The sequence below is a fragment of the Flavobacterium lipolyticum genome, from assembly GCF_020905335.1.
Taxonomy (GTDB): Bacteria; Bacteroidota; Bacteroidia; order Flavobacteriales; family Flavobacteriaceae; genus Flavobacterium; species Flavobacterium lipolyticum.
In genome coordinates this window covers 168,920-185,737 of the sequence record NZ_JAJJMN010000002.1, presented here as the reverse complement: position 1 = coordinate 185,737, position 16,818 = coordinate 168,920, and the positions used below count along the sequence as shown (strand labels likewise).

Genomic DNA, 16,818 nt, shown 5'->3' with positions numbered 1-16,818 from the left:
CGAGGATTCTCTATTCTTTAGCAACACTGCCTTCCGCATCTTTGTATTGTAATAATTAAGCAATCAAAAAGATGAAAAAAAATCAGAAATATGCCGTTTTGCTGTTGCGGGTTGCCTTAGCAGCAGGTTTTTTATCTGCTGTTTCAAGTCGGTTAGGATTGTGGGGCACACAATCTTCAGGTTGGGAAAACTTTCTGGATTATACCGAACAAGTAAATTCTTTTGTTCCTAAAAACTGGATTCCTGCTATTGCCATAACATCGACTATTTTGGAAACACTATTGGCTTTCCTCCTGCTCATTGGCTATCAAACGAAATTTGCGGCTGTTGGCGCTGCCATTTTAACTTTTGGCTTCGCACTTGCCATGACTTATTCTTTTGGAGTAAAAGAACCTTTAGATTATTCTGTATCTACCTTTTCTATAGCAGCTTTTCTTTTGTCAACTGAAGAAAAATACCACTGGAGTTTAGACGAAATCATTCTGAAAAATAAAACAAACTAAAAATTACTATAATGGAAAAACAAATCACAAGAAGCAGCGAAAAAGACTGGAAAGTTCTAATGGAAGAAGGTGTAAAAACAGATGGCATTTCCGCCAAATCCTTATACTTTGATCCCGCTACCAACAGACCCACTGTTTTTTTACTAAAATTTGAAGCAGGTGCTTCGTATCCTAATCATGTTCATCCCGCCGGAGAAGAAATTTATGTTCTTGAAGGCGAAGTCCGCTCCGGAAAAGACGAATTAAAAACAGGCGATTATATGTACATGCCACCGGGAAGCAGTCACTCTGTATTTTCTAAAACCGGTTGTGTGTTATTGTTTAAAGTTCCTGAAGAAGTTGTGATACTTAAATAAACAGATCTCACATCTCACATTTTCACATCTTACATAAAAAACCTTGTTGCAGGATCAGATTTTAATTCGGTCCTGCAAATTGCTTTTAGCCAATAACAAAAGTCAAAAAAGATAAAAAAATCTTAAAATTAATCTTTCTTATTTCAACATATGTAGTTAACTACGTAAATTTGTATATAAATTATTTTTTATGGTATTAGAGCAATCAAAGTCATTGGTATTGGGGAATCTTTTGCAGCGTTTGAATGAAAACCTGAGGAAAGAAGCGCAGTTATTCTACAAAAGTCAGAACATCGATTTTGAACCCAAATGGTTTCCGGTGGTGTATGTGCTTTCGCAGAAAAAAGCCATTAGTGTTGTCGAGCTTTCTCAGGAAATTGGCTACTCTCACCCTACTACTATTTCGTTACTAAAAGAATTGGAGAAAAAAGAACTGATTGGTTCGGCGAAAGATGCCAAAGACGAAAGGAAACGCCTGATTACCCTTACAGACAAAGCCAACGAGATGATCGATCAATTGCAGCCTTTATGGCAAATCATGACCGAAGCGTTGATTGAACTCACAGATACCGAAAATAATTTGTTTAAAGCCATACACGAAGTAACCCAAAATTTAAAAACTAAAAATCTTTTTGACCGAATGACCACAATTAAAGAAATGAAGAGCGAATCTGCTCAAAAATCAACAGGAAATACTGTAAAAGTTGAGAAGATTGAGGACGATAAATTAATAGAAATTGCTTTTGCTATTCGTCGTCAAGTATTTGTTGAAGAACAAAATGTATCGCAGGAACGTGAATCTATGGATGACGAAGAGGCTGTTCATTATCTCGCCACCGTTAATGGCTTGCCGGCCGGAGCGGCACGCTACCGCCAAATGGAAAAGGGTTTTAAAATTGAACGCATTGCCGTTTTGAATACTTATCGCGGGAAACGAATTGGAGAAGCAATCCTGCAAAAAATCTTAGCGGATTTAAAAGATGAGGAGAAGATCTATTTGTATGCACAAGTCAATGCAAGTCGTTTTTACATCAAAAACGGATTCAAACAAACCGATAACTTTTTCCTGGATGCAGGAATTGAACACGTCGAAATGGATTATGTGAAAAAGTGAGATGTGAGATGTGAAATAAATAAAGCTTAACCCTTTGTAATTATTTTTAAACACATAGAAACATAGATATAACACTTATAAAAAAAGCGTTTTACTTATTCTACAAACACAGAGACTTTACTATGTAAGAAATATGTTTTTTTTATATCCTTATTATTGACATATCCCGATGCATCGGGACTATGTGTTAAATATTTTTTCATTTACACCCAACGGGTTAAAACTTATAATTCCACAGCCAAAAGCTCCTTTCCTAAATTATGAAGTGCTGTTTCTATTTTGATTCGTTGCGCTAATCTCGGATTCCGATGACCGGATGCATAATGCTGAATCTGTTTTTGATTTATACCTGTAATTCTCTCCAAAGCTGAATTTGTAAAAATTCCTTTGTAATAATTCAGCAAACTGGCAGTATCAAATTTATAAACTAATTCATATTCTTTTTCAAGAAAGGAAGGTCTGTTATTGCTATCCAAATCTTTTAAAGTTGCTATACAATCGAGTACATCCTGTTTGCATTTTTGAACAGTATCACCACCACCAACAATTGCATTTTCATTCTCTGCATATCCCCAAAAACCGTCTTCGTTTCTTTCGATAATAATTCTAATTGTTTTCATAGTTTTCAATCCTTTTTTGAAGAAGTTAAAGCCCCATTTCTTTTCTTAATTTCTGTACTAATCCTTTTCCAATCTCTTTTGATCCGTGATTTGGAATTACAACCTGCTTACCATCCTACTCATAAATCTCGTGACTTCCTTTGCCTTGTCTTAAGAATACCCATCCATTCCTAATAGCCTCCCTAATAAATTCTCTCGATTTCATCTGATAATGATTTTACAAAGATAGCAAAATTACTATCTTAAATAATTATTTTTACTTCGGAACGAAGATAGAAACAATTACAAATAAAAGTAAGAAAAAACACATATAATAAAACTATTAAATTGTCAGAATTCAGTTTCTCTGATAACAATAATAGTCCCTCGGGATCAATACGAAAACCTGCGAATTTATAAAATTAGGCTTAAGTATTAGTCAGTCTAAAGAGAATCAGGTTCAAAAGTTGCAGAGTGATAAAAATACTATTCCCTTTATCGTAAATCACTTTAGGAATGAAAGTGGCATCCTTTTGCAATCTTTTAAAGATTTACATTTTCCTAAAATTTCTTAATTGTAATAATACTAATTTACAGCTTACCCATAAGAGACAAGTATTTGAAATCTGCTGCTCTGAAAAAGCCTTAGCAGTAACATGGCACGAAGTGCCATGAATAATGGTGAGGTCTCTATAAGCCCTGTAAGGGCGAAAGCATAACCCAAAAAGCACCTATTTTATGACATTTCCGAAAGTTAGCAGCTTTTAATCAAGATCTTATGCTTTATTGATAACTGCTTATGCCCCTTCAGGGCAATATGATTCATTATCTTAATTTATAGTGCGCTGCACTATTTTTATGCTTTTGGGCTTTCAGCCCTTTTTAAACATTTCAAATATTTAGACCAAAAGAGAACACTAATTATAAAATCAGCTGTAATAAAATGATCTCTTAAATGAAGAGCTAAAATCGTTAATAAAAGGAATAACTCCTATCAACCCCACAACATTTTGTGTTGATATATATGTCCCTCGTTTAGCCCTGATTGCAGCGATATCCTTTTTCTGGTCTCGTTTCTTTAACGAGAACAGAAAAAGATTTAGCGAAAAGCAGGACAAATGGTTTTAAAAGCGCCAAAATGTGCTGCTTCTAAAAAAATATACACTCCTAAAGAGTCAATAAAATAAGGGCTTTACGAGGTTTTTATTGATTACCTATGACACAATAAGAAAATATTATGACAAAATTATTTCATAATCAGAAAAACCGTCCTACATTTGCCTAACGGTGTTAAACAATTTAATACTCAATTAAAATGGCTAGTAAAGATCGAATTTTAAGACAAAAAGAAGAGACCAGAAATAACATTCTTGGGGCTGCTTATGATATCGTAAAAGAAGAAGGCTGGAATGGTTTGAGTATGCGTAAAATTGCCGACAGAATTGAGTATACTGCTCCAATTATTTACGAATACTTTTCGAATAAAGAAGCGATACTGGAAGAACTAACCGGTAAAGGTTTTTTGAAACTGGCCAAAGAGTTGCAAACTGCTAAAGATAAGTTTGAAAAACCCGAAGATCAGTTAGAAGCCATGTGGATGACCTACTGGGATTTCGCTTTTACTAATACTGAAATGTACCAATTAATGTTTGGTGTTCAAATGACCTGCTGTGCACAACGATGTTCGGCTCAGGAAGCACCTTACAAATTGTTTACCTCGGTAATTGCTGAAGTTATGAAGGACAGTAATCCAAGTGAAGACATTATCAAACAAAAATATTTTACTTTCTTTTCTGTTATTCATGGTCTGATCGCCATTAATATCATTAACAAAAGTGACATCCTGGAAACCATTAACGCTCAAATCCTAAAAGATGCGATTGGTGGTATCATAAAATCAATACAATAAAAAAAAATTCATTTTTACTTAACAGTGATAAATGATTTAATAGCCAATTAAAAAATACCTTTGCCTTGTTACTTAACAGTGATAAATAATTTAATAGAGTAATTTAGAAACCTTTTTTCTCATTTTACTTAACAGTGATAAATAATTTAATACTAGTTTTTGAAATAGGACTGGGAGGCTCATTATATAGAAATTCAGGCTTAAAAGCTTAACAACGTTAGATAATTTAATATAATTAAATATGGATTCCCGGAATGCCAGAATACCACATCAATTAATCCAAAAGAATGTTCAACAATTTAAAACCAATAATAAAATGAAAAATGTTATCATAACCAGTTTTATTCTGGCACTCGTACTAAGCAGTTGTGCAGATAAATCGCAAGCCCCGGCAGCTCCTGCTGCACCATTATTACCTGTTGCCGCCATTACAAGCGAAAACACTACTACAGACGCCGAATATCCTGCCTCTATACAAGGTACTGTTGATGTTGAAATTCGCCCTCAGGTAAGCGGAAATCTGGAAAGAGTTTTTGTAGACGAAGGTGCTTATGTCAATAAAGGTCAGACTTTATTCAAAATAAACGAACGTCCATTTCGTGAACAATTAAACAATGCGCTGGCTAATTTGCACGCTGCTGAAGCGGCTTTAATCAACGCACAATTGGAAGTAGATAAATTGACCCCATTAGTTCAAAACAAAGTAGTTTCGGATTATCAGTTAAAAACGGCCAAGGCTTCTCAAAAAATTGCTGCTGCCAATATCGAACAGGCCAAAGCAATGGTAGGATCGGCCAGAATTAATCTTGGATATACTAATGTTACAGCTCCTGTAAGCGGCTACATTGGAAGATTACCTAAAAAACAAGGAAGTTTAGTTTCGGCAACAGATGTTGAACCTTTAACCAACTTATCTGATGTGCATGAAGTTTTTGCTTATTTCTCTTTGGGAGAAACCGATTTTATCAACTTTAAAGCACAATACGCCGGCAGCAGCCTGGGTGATAAAATCAAAAAGTTGCCTCCTGTAACTTTGATTTTAGCCGATAATAATGCGTATCCTCAAACCGGAAAAATCGATATGGTAGACGGTCAGTTTGATAAAACCACCGGAGCTATTACGTTAAGAGCAACTTTTCCTAATGCCGGCGGGTCTTTACGTTCAGGAAACACTGGAAAAATTCGTTTAGGACTTCACCATGACGATGCTCTTTTGGTACCACAATCGGCTACTGTTGAAATGCAGGACAAAGTTTTTGTTTTTACCGTTAATAAAGAAAATAAAGTCAACAAAATGCCGATCACAGTTATTGGTAAAAGCGGTACAAACTATTTGATTAAAGATGGTATCAAATCAGGTGATCAGATTGTATTAAGCGGTATCGATAAACTTCAGGAAGGTCAGGTCATTCAGCCTGAAAAACCGGCTACAAAAGTTGCCCAAGTAATCACTAAAAAATAATTTACACGCAAATGTTCAAAATATTTATACAAAGACCTGTACTGGCAACCGTAATCTCCATTTTATTGGTGATTCTGGGGGTACTTGGACTTACGAAATTGCCTTTACAACAGTTTCCTGATATTGCACCGCCATCGGTTTTGGTAACGGCGGTTTATCCGGGAGCTAATGCCGAAACGGTTTTACGTTCGGTAGCGCCCTCTTTAGAAGAATCTATCAATGGGGTTGAGAATATGACTTACATGAGCTCTACGGCCAGTAACGACGGATCGTTAGCCATTACTGTTTTCTTTAAATTAGGTACCGATGCCGATCAGGCAGCCGTAAACGTACAAAACAGGGTGGCTCAGGCGACCAGTCAATTGCCTGCCGAAGTGGTACAGCAAGGGGTGATCACTGCGAAACAACAAAACAGTTTCATTATGGCCATCGGTATGTACACCGAGGATGAATCGAAATACGATCAGACGTTTGTGGCCAATTATGCCCAAATCAATATCATTCCGGAGATTAAACGTATTCCGGGAGTAGGATCGGCCAGTATTTTTGGAGGTGTAAAAGATTACTCGATGCGTGTTTGGCTGAATCCGACACAAATGTCAACTTACAAAGTGACGCCAAACGAAATCATGAGTGCTATTCAGGACAAAAGTTTGGAAGCGGCTCCAGGTAAATTTGGAGAAAGAAGTACAGAAGTTTTCGAATATGTAATCAAATACAAAGGAAAACTAACCAAACCGGAAGAATATGAAAATATTGCTATTCGCTCTAATGCAGATGGTTCGGTACTTCGCTTAAAAGACGTTGCAAGAGTGGAACTTGGTGCTTATTCGTACAACAGTTTAACGCGTTTGAATGGTAAAAAAGGAGTTGTAATCGGTATTATTCAATTGGCAGGTTCAAACTCCAATGACATTCAGATCGCGATTAACAAACTGATGGAGAAAGCTTCTAAAGATTTTCCAAAAGGGATCAAACAAAATATTTTCTATAGTACCAAAGTATCGCTGGATCAATCGATAGAACAGGTAGAACATACTTTAATCGAAGCATTTATATTAGTATTCATTGTAGTATTTATATTCCTGCAAGATTTTAGATCAACATTAATCCCGGCTATTGCTGTACCTGTAGCAATTTTAGGAACGTTCTTCTTCATGCAGTTATTCGGATTTTCGATCAATCTTCTAACGCTTTTCGCTTTAATTCTGGCGATTGGTATTGTAGTAGATGATGCGATTGTAGTCGTCGAAGCCGTGCATGCCAAAATGGAGCACAAACATTTGTCTCCAAAAGTAGCCACGCATGAAGCAATGCACGAAATAACGGGTGCTATTATCTCGATTACGCTGGTAATGGCTGCTGTATTCCTGCCGGTAGGTTTTATGGAAGGCTCTACGGGAGTTTTCTATCGTCAGTTTGCCTTTACGATGGCGATTGCAATTGTAATTTCGGCTGTGAATGCCTTGACTTTAAGCCCGGCGCTTGCTGCCTTATTCTTAAAAGATAATCACGGTGCACAAGGAAACGAAAATGAAGCTTTCGCTAAAAAAGGATTTAAAGAAAAGTTCTTTACCGCATTCAACAGCAGCTTCGAATCTTTGACTAATCGTTATGTAGGTGGTATTAAATTTTTAATTCGCCGCAAATGGTTAAGCTTAGGTGGTCTGGCCTTAATTACAGCAGCAACCATTCTGTTGGTAAAAACGACTCCAACAGGATTTATTCCAACGGAAGATCAGGGATTTATAGCGATTGCGGTAAATACTCCTTCAGGGACTTCTCTTGACGGAACACAAAAAGTAATGACACAGGCAGAGAATTTACTAAGAAACGACGAATCATCACGATTTGTAACAGCAATCTCAGGATTCAATTTATTAACGAATTCTACAAGCCCATCGTCAGCAGTTATTTTTGTTTTGCTTAAACCGGATGAAGAGCGCGGAAAAATCAAAGGAATCGACGAAATAATGGCCGATGTGCAAGGAAAATTAGGGACCATTACAGGCGGAAGTTTCTTCGTCTTTAGTTTCCCAACTGTTCCCGGATTTAGTAACGTTGAAGCTTTAGATTTGGTGCTACAGGATAAAACCGGAGGTAAACTGGATAAGTTTAGCGGTGTCTCTCAAAGCTTTATCGGAGAATTGATGAAACGTCCGGAGATTGCTATGGCCTTTACGAGTTTCAAAGCCGATTATCCGCAATTGCAACTGGATATTAATGACGAAAAAGCCAATCAGCTGGGGGTAAATGTAAAAGACATTTTACAGACGATGCAAACCTATTTTGGTAGCGCACAAGCTTCTGACTTTAACCGATTTGGTAAATATTACAGAGTAGTTGTTCAGGCAGATATTGCCGACAGAGCTGACCCATCTTCTATTGACCGTGTTTTTGTAAAAAACAAAACCGGAGAAATGGTTCCAATAAATACTTTGGTGAAACTAAGCCGTATTTATGGTTCTGAAACAGCTTCCAGGTATAATTTGTTTAATTCGATTTCGATAAATGCCATTCCTAAACCTGGATTTAGTTCGGGGGATGCCATTAAAGCCATAGAAGAAGTTGCTGCACAACATTTACCTGCAGGTTATAGTTTTGAATTTTCGGGACAAACCCGTGAAGAGATTTCTTCAGGAGGACAATCCGCAACGATATTCTTACTGTGTTTGATATTCATCTATTTCTTACTTGCTGCACAGTACGAAAGTTACATTTTGCCTTTGGCGGTAATCTTTTCTATTCCTGCAGGTATTTTTGGAGTATTTGTGGCTATTGGTTTCACCGGAATTCAAAACAACATTTATGTACAGGTTGCTTTGGTAATGTTAATCGGACTGCTCGCTAAAAATGCCATTCTGATTGTGGAGTTTGCCGTTCAGAAAAGAAAATCCGGTCAGGCATTGGTGATGGCCTCAATAGATGCTGCAAAACTGCGTTTGCGACCAATTATCATGACGTCACTCGCTTTTGTTGTGGGATTAATTCCAATGATGAGTGCCAAAGGACCATCAGCACAAGGTAACCATTCGATTAGTATTGGTGCCGCAGGAGGTATGATTTCAGGGGTAATTCTAGGATTGTTTATCATCCCGGTATTATTCGTCATCTTCCAATATTTACAAGAAAAGGTTTCCGGAAAACCGGTAGCCGTAATTCATAACGAAGAAAAATAAAAATGGAAAACTATATCACAACCGTACTCGTAGCCATTATCATTGGCATCGGATACATCTCCTATAAAATTTCAAGAGATCTTGAAAGCAGAAAAGATACTTGTACAGAAATTTAAGCTCCCGGAGATATTAAAAAATAAATTTTAATACATAGAGACATAGAACTTTATGCCACAAAAAAGAAATTAGAAGAAACTGATTTCCACACATAGACAAGCTATGTGCATTTAAATTAGTGAAACGCCTCTTTTAAGTTTATAAAAACTATGTTTCTATGTGTTTAAAAAATTACATCCAAAGAGTACAAAAATCTAATAAAAAAACAATGAAAAATCATATAACCAAAATCGTGATGATCGCTATTTTGATCACCACAGTAATATCCTGTAAGGTTTCGAAGGATATTGAAACTCCAAAAGATGCATTTCCTGAAAATTTCAGGAGTGTATCGGTTTCAAAAGATACGACAAGTATTGGAGATACGGAGTGGAAAAACTTCTTTACCGAAAAAGATGTTATTCAGTTAATAGACAGCGCGGTTGCCCGAAACAACGACCTGCAAATTGCGACTAAAAATATCGAGATTGCACATTACCGATTCACACAGTCCAAATGGGGAAATGTCCCTGAAGTCAATTTATCGGTAGCGGCAAGTACCAGCAATCCATCAGACAATAGTTTTACCGGAAAGAATTTAGGTCAGGCATTGGGTCAGAATCATATTAATGACTTCACCGCCGGAGCGACACTTTCATGGGAAGCCGATATTTGGGGAAAAATAAAGAACCAGAAAAAAGAAGCTTTTGCGGGTTATCTGCAGTCAGAAGAAGTTAAAAAAGCTTTACAGACTACCATTGTTGCTAATGTTTCTAAGGGATATTACAATCTTTTAATGCTGGACGCACAGTTGGATATTGCCCGACAAAATCTAAAATTAAATGATAGTACCACCTCTATTATCAAATTAAAATACGATGCCGGTCAGGTCACTTCATTGGCGATTCAACAATCGGAAGCACAAAAATTAAACGCCGCGCAACTGATTCCGCTATTGGAACAAAACATTGCGATTCAGGAAAATGCTTTGAGTGTTCTGACAGGCTCTTTTCCGGATTCCAAACAAAGAAGTATTCGTTTGGGGGCTTTAGAAGTTAAAAACAATAATTCGATCGGAATTCCATCTTCGTTAGTAAGCCGCAGACCGGATGTAAAAAGCGCCGAACTAGCTCTTAAAGCCGCGAATGCCAGCGTAGGAATTACAAAAGCCAATTTGTATCCGGCACTTAGAATTACAGCTCAGGGTGGTGTAAACTCCTTCGAAGCCAGCAATTGGTTCAATATTCCGGCCTCTTTGTTCGGAACTCTTGCAGGAGGATTGACACAGCCTTTGCTGAATAATAAAAAAGTAAAAACACAATACCATATCGCCGTTGCCGAAAGGGAAAAAGCGGTTCTGAATTTTAGACAATCTGTTTTAGTAGCGGTTAGTGAGGTATCTGATGCTTTGGTAAAAGTAGAGAAATTGCAACAACAGGAATCCTTTTTGCAACAACGTGTAAAAACGCTACAGCAAGCCATAAAAAATGCCAATTTGTTATTCAAAAATGGTATGGCGGAATATCTTGAAGTGCTTACTGCGCAATCTAATTTGTTACAAAGTGAACTAGAACTCGCCAACATAAAAAGAGAACAACTATCTGCCAATACCGAGTTGTATCGTGCTTTAGGTGGTGGCTGGAAATAATACCCGTTAATTATTTATTTTTTTGAGAGGAGAACGCTGTGAGACTTATAGTTTCATGGCGTTTTTTTATGGCACGCGGATGCGGCGGATCCGCCTTGCGGAAGCGCGGACTAACACTGATTTTTTTATTCTCATTTTTGTCATCCTGACGAAGGAAGGATCACACAAGTAACTCCGTACAGAATGTCGCCAATCTTTGTCGAATCTCGCGTGTGATCCTTCCTTCGTCAGGATGACAAGATTGCGCATAAAAGATTGTGAGTCACTATTGTGAGAAAAAATCCGCGTCAATCCGTGTCTTCGCGGTAGCGAATCTGCGTCATCCGCGTACCCAATAATCCGCAATATTTCTTACTTTTGATATTGTCAAGCCTTCGAAAAATGGCTCCAAAGAATGAATATCGTATCGAATATTAATAAAACAAACCTCTTAATCAATACATTAAATCCCATGAAAAAAATCGCATGCCTTGCAATTTTAGCATTACTATTTACAAACTGCAAAGAAAACAATTCAGAGAAAGAAGCAAAAGCAGTAAAAGAACCGGTAAAAACAAGCCCTGCTGTAAAAAAAGAAGCAGAGAAAAAAGAAGATTGTAAGGATGTTGAAGTAGAAATGGGATCCGGAAGAGAATGTATCTTAAAAGACACAGATCTTGCTCAGGTCTATCAAAATATTATCCAAAATAAAGAGGTTGAAGAATCTGCTTATTTTTTAAGTTCCATCCCAAACGAAAGCAAATCTGTACCGGTGAATAAAAATGGATTGATCTCAATTGACTACGAAATCATCAAAGATAAAGTCCTTATTAGTATGAATTATGAAGGCGGTGTGACTGAAGTAACACTTGAAAAAATAAAAGATACCATTAAAAAAAGTATTTATCACTACGCCGATTAAAATCTGAAATAAAGGGATTTAGACCAAAACAGTAAAAAAAACTTCTCAATTAAACCGCTAAATAACTTTTACGTTTTTAGCGGTTTTTTTTCTCACAATGGTTACTCCTCGTTCTACAAAATGACAAAAAGGAGAATAAAAAAATCAGTAAAAATCCGTGTCTTCGCGATAGCGAATCCGCGTCATCCACGTACTATATAATCCGTAATTTTTCTTTATTTTTGATAGGTAAAACTTCAATCAAAATGTCAATCAATCAAAATAAGTACCTCGACGATTTAAAAATAAAATTCGAAGGCTACGCTCCTATTTCAGAATCTTCCTGGGAATTGATTGCAGGTATTACTGAAATTCAATCTATTAAAAAAGGAGACATTTTACTTCAAAACGGACAAATTGCAAAGGAAATATATTTTATAATCAAAGGCGCTTTACGGGCTTATATCACCGATGCGGCGGGTACCCTCTATAACAAAAATATTTTTCTTGAAGGTGATTTTGCCGGTTCAAAGGCTTCTTTACTGCAGCAAACTGCTTCTCACTTCACCATAGAAGCCCTCGAAGATTCTATCCTGATTCAGCTTAACTACAAAAAATACCGAGCGCTGATTGAACAGAATAACGATCTCAAAAATTATTACATTGCCTATTTGGAAAAAAACTGGGTCATCGAAAAGGAACAACGCGAAATTGCTTTAGTCATGCAAAATGCTACCGAGAGATACCTAAATCTTCTATCCAAACATCCGGATATTGCAGACCGCATTCCCTTACTTCACATCGCCTCCCATTTAGGGATTACCCCTACTCAGCTAAGCCGTATCCGAAAAAATCTCGAAAAAGATTTGTAAATCAACATATGTAAAGGTTTCCTATAAAAGCCGGAAGTATCTTTGTCTTGTATTCTTATAAATAATATTCAAATGGAAAATATAAACTTAATCGAAGACAACTTAAATAATCTTACCGGAATGTGGAAAACGGTTAGTTCCTCTTTCCTATCCTACCGTGCAACTCCTCTTTTTGAATATAGCAAAGTCGAAAATTCAGGCTGGCCTAATAAATTGTGGTTTCAAAAAGATATCTCTAAAAATGACATCGGTGAAATTACTAAAAGCATGCAGGCCAATTCAGAATTAGCCTTCGCTTATTGGGATATCTACGGAACAAAATCGTATCAAATACTAGATGCCTATGGTTTCTCATTAAAAAGTGAGCAGGTTGCGATGGCTTTAAAATTAGATCAGAAATTTGCACTTCAAAACAATCTGAGTTTTAAAAGAGTTTCCACTGAACAGGACGCTAAAATATGGGCAGATCTGTATCCTCATGCTTTTGGTTATGTGATTAGCAAAGAAATCCTGATTCATAATCATCACGATGTTCAGTTTTACCTGGTTTCTTTAGACAATCAACCTATTGGAACTTTTATGCTGTTTCAAACTCAAAATACAATTGGAATTCATGGTTTAGGAGTAATTCCCGAAATGCGCCGAAAAGGTTTTGCTGAAGAAATCATGAAATATGCGTTAAATCTCTCCATCGATTTAAATGGGGATTACGTGCAGTTACAAGCTTCTGCCATGGGAAAAGACATCTACACGAGATTAGGTTTCGAAGACTTATTTGTCATTAAAAACTATGTTTTGGGAGCAAATTCCAAATCTTAAATTCCAAACTCCAGGTTTCAGGTTTCAAGTTTCAAGAGTAAAGAAGAAAGAGTCAAGAGTCAAGTTTCAAGTTTCAAAATCTATTCTCTTTATTCTTTATTCTATATTCTTGACTCTTGCCTCTTGGCTCTAAAATCTAAACTCTAAAATCTAAACTCTAAAATCTAAAATCATAAATCTAAAATCACAAATCCCCTTCTCTGTCCCAAATGCCCCTAAAATAGTCGTAAATGTGTAGTCTGTTCAAAAGATAAGAATTGTAAGTTTGTAATGAATTAATTAACAACCATTTAAAAACTATCCCATGAAAAAAGCAAAAATTATCTTTTGGATCACTACTACTATTATCTTTTTATTCGAAGGTGTAATGCCGGCCTTAACTTCACAAACCGAATTAGCAAAAGAAGGAATCAGACATTTGGGCTATCCTGAGTATTTCGGAAATGCCTTAGTTGTCTTTAAAATTCTTGGTGTTTTAGTCCTGGTGATTCCTTCCATTCCAAAAAACATAAAAGAATGGGCTTACGCTGGTTTTGGCTTCGACTTTATTTTTGCTTCCATCAGTCACGCTGCAGTAGACGGCATCAATTTCCAGGCCTTCTTTCCTTTAATCTTTTTAGTAATTCTGGCGATTTCTTACGTTTATTATCATAAAATAGAGCGTTATAAAAACATCGCTTTATAACCTCCTGAAATGATGATAGAAGTTTATAAAACAAATGTTCAGGAAATCGGGCAATCTCTACTGATTGTGGAGAAACTTCTTGAACATTTTCCAAACAGTAGTATTAATTTTGATTTGGAGGATTGTGATAGAATTTTACGCGTTCATGCACCGTCAATTTCAAATCAAAGAATAATAGAACTTCTTGATTCCTATGGCTTTCATTGTGAAGTTCTTTTGTGAGTCCGAAAAAACGACAAAAAGCTGATTGATAAAGTTTTATTGATAAAATTTGTAAATTTGAAACACTATCAACCTTCAAATCTAACCAAATGAATTTACCATCCGGACATCAGACCATAATGCCTTATTTGATTTTAAATGGCGCATCGCAATTTATAGCATTTACTCAAAAAGTCTTTGATGCAACAACTTCTTCCGATCATGTACTACGCGAAGACGGAACGGTTATGCATGCAGAAATTATCATAACCGGAAGTACTATCATGGTTACAGACGTAGTTGAAGACTGGTCAAGACAAACCGCTAACCTATTTGTGTATGTACCCAACGTGGACGAAACCTATAAAAAAGCATTAGAAAATGGTGCTACGAGCATAATGGGAGTCAGCAATAAAGAGTACGGCAGAACTTGCGGTGTTACTGACCCGTTTGGAAATGTCTGGTGGATCACTTCTATAATAGAGTAAAAAACAAAAAATTATGAAAACAGAATTAAAACAAGATATCGAGACGACTTTCGGACAATTTTCCGATACTGTTTCTCTTTTTACGCAAAGCGAAGTCAATCAAGTACCGTTTGAAGGTAGCTGGACAGCCGGACAGGTTGCCCGTCATATTATAAAATCGACCTCAGGACTGCGTCAGGTTTGCGAGGCTAATACCCAAAAACTAGCAGCAAACTATGATGAAAAAATTCCAGCGCTTCAAGGGATATTTCTCGATTTCAGTACCAAGTATGACTCCCCTGATTTTATATATCCGGAAGACCGCGAGTATGATAAAACGGAGCTGATTTCAAGTCTTCAAAGAATTGAAAAAGAAATGCAGCATATTGCCGAAAATTATGATTTAACACTCACCTGTATGGATTTTGAAATACCGGGTATTGGAAATTTAACGATCTACGAATTATTATTTTTTTGTAACGTGCATGCCAAAAGACATTTAAATCAATTGAAAAACATTTATAATGTTGTAAAAAACTAACCTATGAAATCCAAAACCAAAACCATTTTAACTGCCTGGCTCGTTGCAGGAACATTAGACGTGACGGCAGCAATTACAGTTTATGCTTTTATACTCCAAAAAACCACTGCCATAAAACTGCTACAATCCATTGCAAGTGGTGTTTTTAAAAAAGAAGCCTACAGTGGAGGCTCGATAATGGCTCTCTTCGGTCTTGGATTCCATTACTTAATTGCACTAAGTTTCACCCTGTTTTATTTTATCATTTATCCTTATCTGCCTTTTCTCAAAAAAAGTGCAATTGTTTCCGGATTCCTCTATGGAATATTCGTCTGGATCATTATGAATTTAATTGTGCTGCCTATTACCTTTCCTGTCCTTCCCGAAAAACACTTAGATTTCCCGTTATTCCTTTCCATATTGATTCTGATGTTCTGCATCGGACTTCCTATTGCACTTATAACACGAAAATATTATAGCTTTCAGACGCAATCTTAACAATAAACCTGAAACTCAAAACGTCAAAAATCCCTTTTCAAACAAAGGGATTTTTTTGTTTCACCCCCTAACGTAACTTTTCTGCTTTTATTTTCCTCATACAATGCTAATTATATAAACTTCAAAAAAAGTTATGTAAGATTTCTTCTGTAGTTATCAAGTAACTTTAATCTTTGATCATAAAGGCTACAACTGTCTTTTAAGATTTATGTTGTTTCATTTTCGATTTAATACTAAAAACCTATTATTTTGATTCTCTCTCTAAAAAATACTTTCACCGAAATAGGAAATGCAACTTTGTTTGCGAAGCAGTTTTTTAAGGAAGTTTTCGTTCCTCCTTATGAGGCCAAAGAGTTTATAAAACAATGTTATGTAATTGGATATAAATCATTGCCTTTAGTAGCCATAACCGGTTTTATTATGGGACTGGTACTCACCCTTCAATCTCGTCCTACACTAGTCAATTTTGGAGCGGAATCCTGGTTGCCCGGAATGGTCGCCCTTTCCTTAATAAGAGAAATTGCACCCGTAATTACTGCTTTAATTTGTGCCGGAAAAATCTCCTCAGGAATTGGTGCCGAATTGGGATCGATGAAAGTAACCGAACAAATTGACGCGATGGAAGTTTCGGCAATTAATCCTTACAACTATTTGGTCGTAACCAGAATTTTAGCCTGTACCTTAATGGTTCCCATTTTGGTCATTTTTGCAGATGCTGTGGGCATTATTGGTGGTTTCGTTGGAATTAATATCCACGGTGATGTTAATTTCTATCGCTATCTGACTCAAATTTTACAATCACTGAAATATCTGGATCTGGTTCCTGCAACCATTAAGACGTTCTTCTTCGGATTCTTTATCGGAATGATTGGATGTTTTAAAGGATTTAATGCCTCTAATGGGACTGAAAGTGTGGGAAAAGCAGCAAATTCAGCAGTTGTAACGGCTTCGCTTACCATTTTTATACTCGATATGATTGCCGTTCAAATAACCGATTTATTCTTTTAAAG

The 16,818-nt window shown here is 36.5% G+C and carries 18 protein-coding genes; 16 read left to right on the top strand and 2 right to left on the bottom strand.

Features of this window, described 5'->3' with window-relative positions:
• The first annotated feature begins 71 nt into the window (after nt 1-71).
• From LNQ34_RS17655 to LNQ34_RS17645, 3 genes are all read left to right on the top strand, one after another.
• Nucleotides 72-503, top strand: a complete 432-nt coding sequence (locus LNQ34_RS17655; RefSeq protein WP_230000668.1) for a MauE/DoxX family redox-associated membrane protein — start codon at nt 72-74, stop codon at nt 501-503.
• Nucleotides 504-514: 11 nt separating this feature from the next.
• Nucleotides 515-859, top strand: coding sequence for a cupin domain-containing protein (locus LNQ34_RS17650; RefSeq protein WP_202704169.1), 345 nt, complete (start codon nt 515-517; stop codon nt 857-859).
• A gap of 190 nt (nt 860-1,049) precedes the next feature.
• Nucleotides 1,050-1,973 (top strand): bifunctional helix-turn-helix transcriptional regulator/GNAT family N-acetyltransferase, encoded by a 924-nt coding sequence (locus LNQ34_RS17645; protein WP_230000667.1) that lies wholly within the window; start codon nt 1,050-1,052, stop codon nt 1,971-1,973.
• Nucleotides 1,974-2,197: 224 nt separating this feature from the next.
• Here the strand turns inward: LNQ34_RS17645 and LNQ34_RS17640 are convergent, their stop codons facing one another.
• Together LNQ34_RS17640 and LNQ34_RS23570 are read right to left on the bottom strand one after the other, a co-directional pair.
• Nucleotides 2,198-2,593 (bottom strand): type II toxin-antitoxin system HicB family antitoxin, encoded by a 396-nt coding sequence (locus tag LNQ34_RS17640; RefSeq protein WP_202704167.1) that lies wholly within the window; start codon nt 2,591-2,593, stop codon nt 2,198-2,200.
• Between the two features lie 25 nt (nt 2,594-2,618).
• Nucleotides 2,619-2,690, bottom strand: coding sequence for a hypothetical protein (locus tag LNQ34_RS23570; RefSeq protein ID WP_346432372.1), 72 nt, complete (start codon nt 2,688-2,690; stop codon nt 2,619-2,621).
• Nucleotides 2,691-3,887: 1,197 nt separating this feature from the next.
• Here LNQ34_RS23570 and LNQ34_RS17635 point away from each other — a divergent pair.
• The 13 genes from LNQ34_RS17635 (at nt 3,888) to LNQ34_RS17575 (ending at nt 16,816) form a co-directional block, all read left to right on the top strand.
• Nucleotides 3,888-4,481: a TetR/AcrR family transcriptional regulator gene (locus LNQ34_RS17635; protein WP_230000666.1), complete on the top strand. Its 594-nt coding sequence runs from the start codon at nt 3,888-3,890 to the stop codon at nt 4,479-4,481.
• Between the two features lie 241 nt (nt 4,482-4,722).
• A complete protein-coding gene (locus LNQ34_RS17630) occupies nt 4,723-5,943 on the top strand; it encodes an efflux RND transporter periplasmic adaptor subunit (protein WP_230000665.1) in 1,221 nt (406 codons plus the stop codon).
• A gap of 11 nt (nt 5,944-5,954) precedes the next feature.
• Entirely contained in the window at nt 5,955-9,122 is a 3,168-nt protein-coding gene (locus LNQ34_RS17625; RefSeq protein WP_202704000.1) for an efflux RND transporter permease subunit, read from the top strand.
• 325 nt (nt 9,123-9,447) lie between these two features.
• On the top strand, nt 9,448-10,866 hold the full coding sequence (locus LNQ34_RS17620) for a TolC family protein (RefSeq protein ID WP_230000664.1): 1,419 nt from the start codon (nt 9,448-9,450) through the stop codon (nt 10,864-10,866).
• 451 nt (nt 10,867-11,317) lie between these two features.
• A complete protein-coding gene (locus LNQ34_RS17615; RefSeq protein ID WP_230000663.1) occupies nt 11,318-11,767 on the top strand; it encodes a hypothetical protein in 450 nt (149 codons plus the stop codon).
• A 245-nt stretch (nt 11,768-12,012) separates the two neighbouring features.
• Entirely contained in the window at nt 12,013-12,618 is a 606-nt protein-coding gene (locus LNQ34_RS17610) for a Crp/Fnr family transcriptional regulator (protein ID WP_230000662.1), read from the top strand.
• Between the two features lie 72 nt (nt 12,619-12,690).
• On the top strand, nt 12,691-13,437 hold the full coding sequence (locus LNQ34_RS17605) for a GNAT family N-acetyltransferase (protein ID WP_230000661.1): 747 nt from the start codon (nt 12,691-12,693) through the stop codon (nt 13,435-13,437).
• Nucleotides 13,438-13,741: 304 nt separating this feature from the next.
• Entirely contained in the window at nt 13,742-14,122 is a 381-nt protein-coding gene (locus LNQ34_RS17600; RefSeq protein ID WP_202703995.1) for a DoxX family protein, read from the top strand.
• Between the two features lie 9 nt (nt 14,123-14,131).
• Nucleotides 14,132-14,344: a hypothetical protein gene (locus LNQ34_RS17595; protein ID WP_230000660.1), complete on the top strand. Its 213-nt coding sequence runs from the start codon at nt 14,132-14,134 to the stop codon at nt 14,342-14,344.
• Nucleotides 14,345-14,433: 89 nt separating this feature from the next.
• Nucleotides 14,434-14,811, top strand: a complete 378-nt coding sequence (locus LNQ34_RS17590) for a VOC family protein (RefSeq protein WP_230000659.1) — start codon at nt 14,434-14,436, stop codon at nt 14,809-14,811.
• A gap of 13 nt (nt 14,812-14,824) precedes the next feature.
• Nucleotides 14,825-15,331: a DinB family protein gene (locus LNQ34_RS17585; RefSeq protein ID WP_230000658.1), complete on the top strand. Its 507-nt coding sequence runs from the start codon at nt 14,825-14,827 to the stop codon at nt 15,329-15,331.
• Between the two features lie 3 nt (nt 15,332-15,334).
• Nucleotides 15,335-15,808 (top strand): DUF1440 domain-containing protein, encoded by a 474-nt coding sequence (locus tag LNQ34_RS17580; protein WP_230000657.1) that lies wholly within the window; start codon nt 15,335-15,337, stop codon nt 15,806-15,808.
• Between the two features lie 249 nt (nt 15,809-16,057).
• Nucleotides 16,058-16,816, top strand: coding sequence for an MlaE family ABC transporter permease (locus LNQ34_RS17575; protein ID WP_230000656.1), 759 nt, complete (start codon nt 16,058-16,060; stop codon nt 16,814-16,816).
• Nucleotides 16,817-16,818 lie beyond the last annotated feature (2 nt).

Bases quoted from the DNA above. Each gene is read 5' to 3' on its own strand.
- LNQ34_RS17655 (WP_230000668.1), top strand. From the start codon at position 72: ATGAAAAAAAATCAGAAATATGCCGTTTTGCTGTTGCGGGTTGCCTTA.
- LNQ34_RS17650 (WP_202704169.1), top strand. From the start codon at position 515: ATGGAAAAACAAATCACAAGAAGCAGCGAAAAAGACTGGAAAGTTCTA.
- LNQ34_RS17645 (WP_230000667.1), top strand. From the start codon at position 1,050: ATGGTATTAGAGCAATCAAAGTCATTGGTATTGGGGAATCTTTTGCAG.
- LNQ34_RS17640 (WP_202704167.1), bottom strand. From the start codon at position 2,593: ATGAAAACAATTAGAATTATTATCGAAAGAAACGAAGACGGTTTTTGG.
- LNQ34_RS17635 (WP_230000666.1), top strand. From the start codon at position 3,888: ATGGCTAGTAAAGATCGAATTTTAAGACAAAAAGAAGAGACCAGAAAT.
- LNQ34_RS17630 (WP_230000665.1), top strand. From the start codon at position 4,723: ATGGATTCCCGGAATGCCAGAATACCACATCAATTAATCCAAAAGAAT.
- LNQ34_RS17625 (WP_202704000.1), top strand. From the start codon at position 5,955: ATGTTCAAAATATTTATACAAAGACCTGTACTGGCAACCGTAATCTCC.
- LNQ34_RS17620 (WP_230000664.1), top strand. From the start codon at position 9,448: ATGAAAAATCATATAACCAAAATCGTGATGATCGCTATTTTGATCACC.
- LNQ34_RS17615 (WP_230000663.1), top strand. From the start codon at position 11,318: ATGAAAAAAATCGCATGCCTTGCAATTTTAGCATTACTATTTACAAAC.
- LNQ34_RS17610 (WP_230000662.1), top strand. From the start codon at position 12,013: ATGTCAATCAATCAAAATAAGTACCTCGACGATTTAAAAATAAAATTC.
- LNQ34_RS17605 (WP_230000661.1), top strand. From the start codon at position 12,691: ATGGAAAATATAAACTTAATCGAAGACAACTTAAATAATCTTACCGGA.
- LNQ34_RS17600 (WP_202703995.1), top strand. From the start codon at position 13,742: ATGAAAAAAGCAAAAATTATCTTTTGGATCACTACTACTATTATCTTT.
- LNQ34_RS17595 (WP_230000660.1), top strand. From the start codon at position 14,132: ATGATGATAGAAGTTTATAAAACAAATGTTCAGGAAATCGGGCAATCT.
- LNQ34_RS17590 (WP_230000659.1), top strand. From the start codon at position 14,434: ATGAATTTACCATCCGGACATCAGACCATAATGCCTTATTTGATTTTA.
- LNQ34_RS17585 (WP_230000658.1), top strand. From the start codon at position 14,825: ATGAAAACAGAATTAAAACAAGATATCGAGACGACTTTCGGACAATTT.
- LNQ34_RS17580 (WP_230000657.1), top strand. From the start codon at position 15,335: ATGAAATCCAAAACCAAAACCATTTTAACTGCCTGGCTCGTTGCAGGA.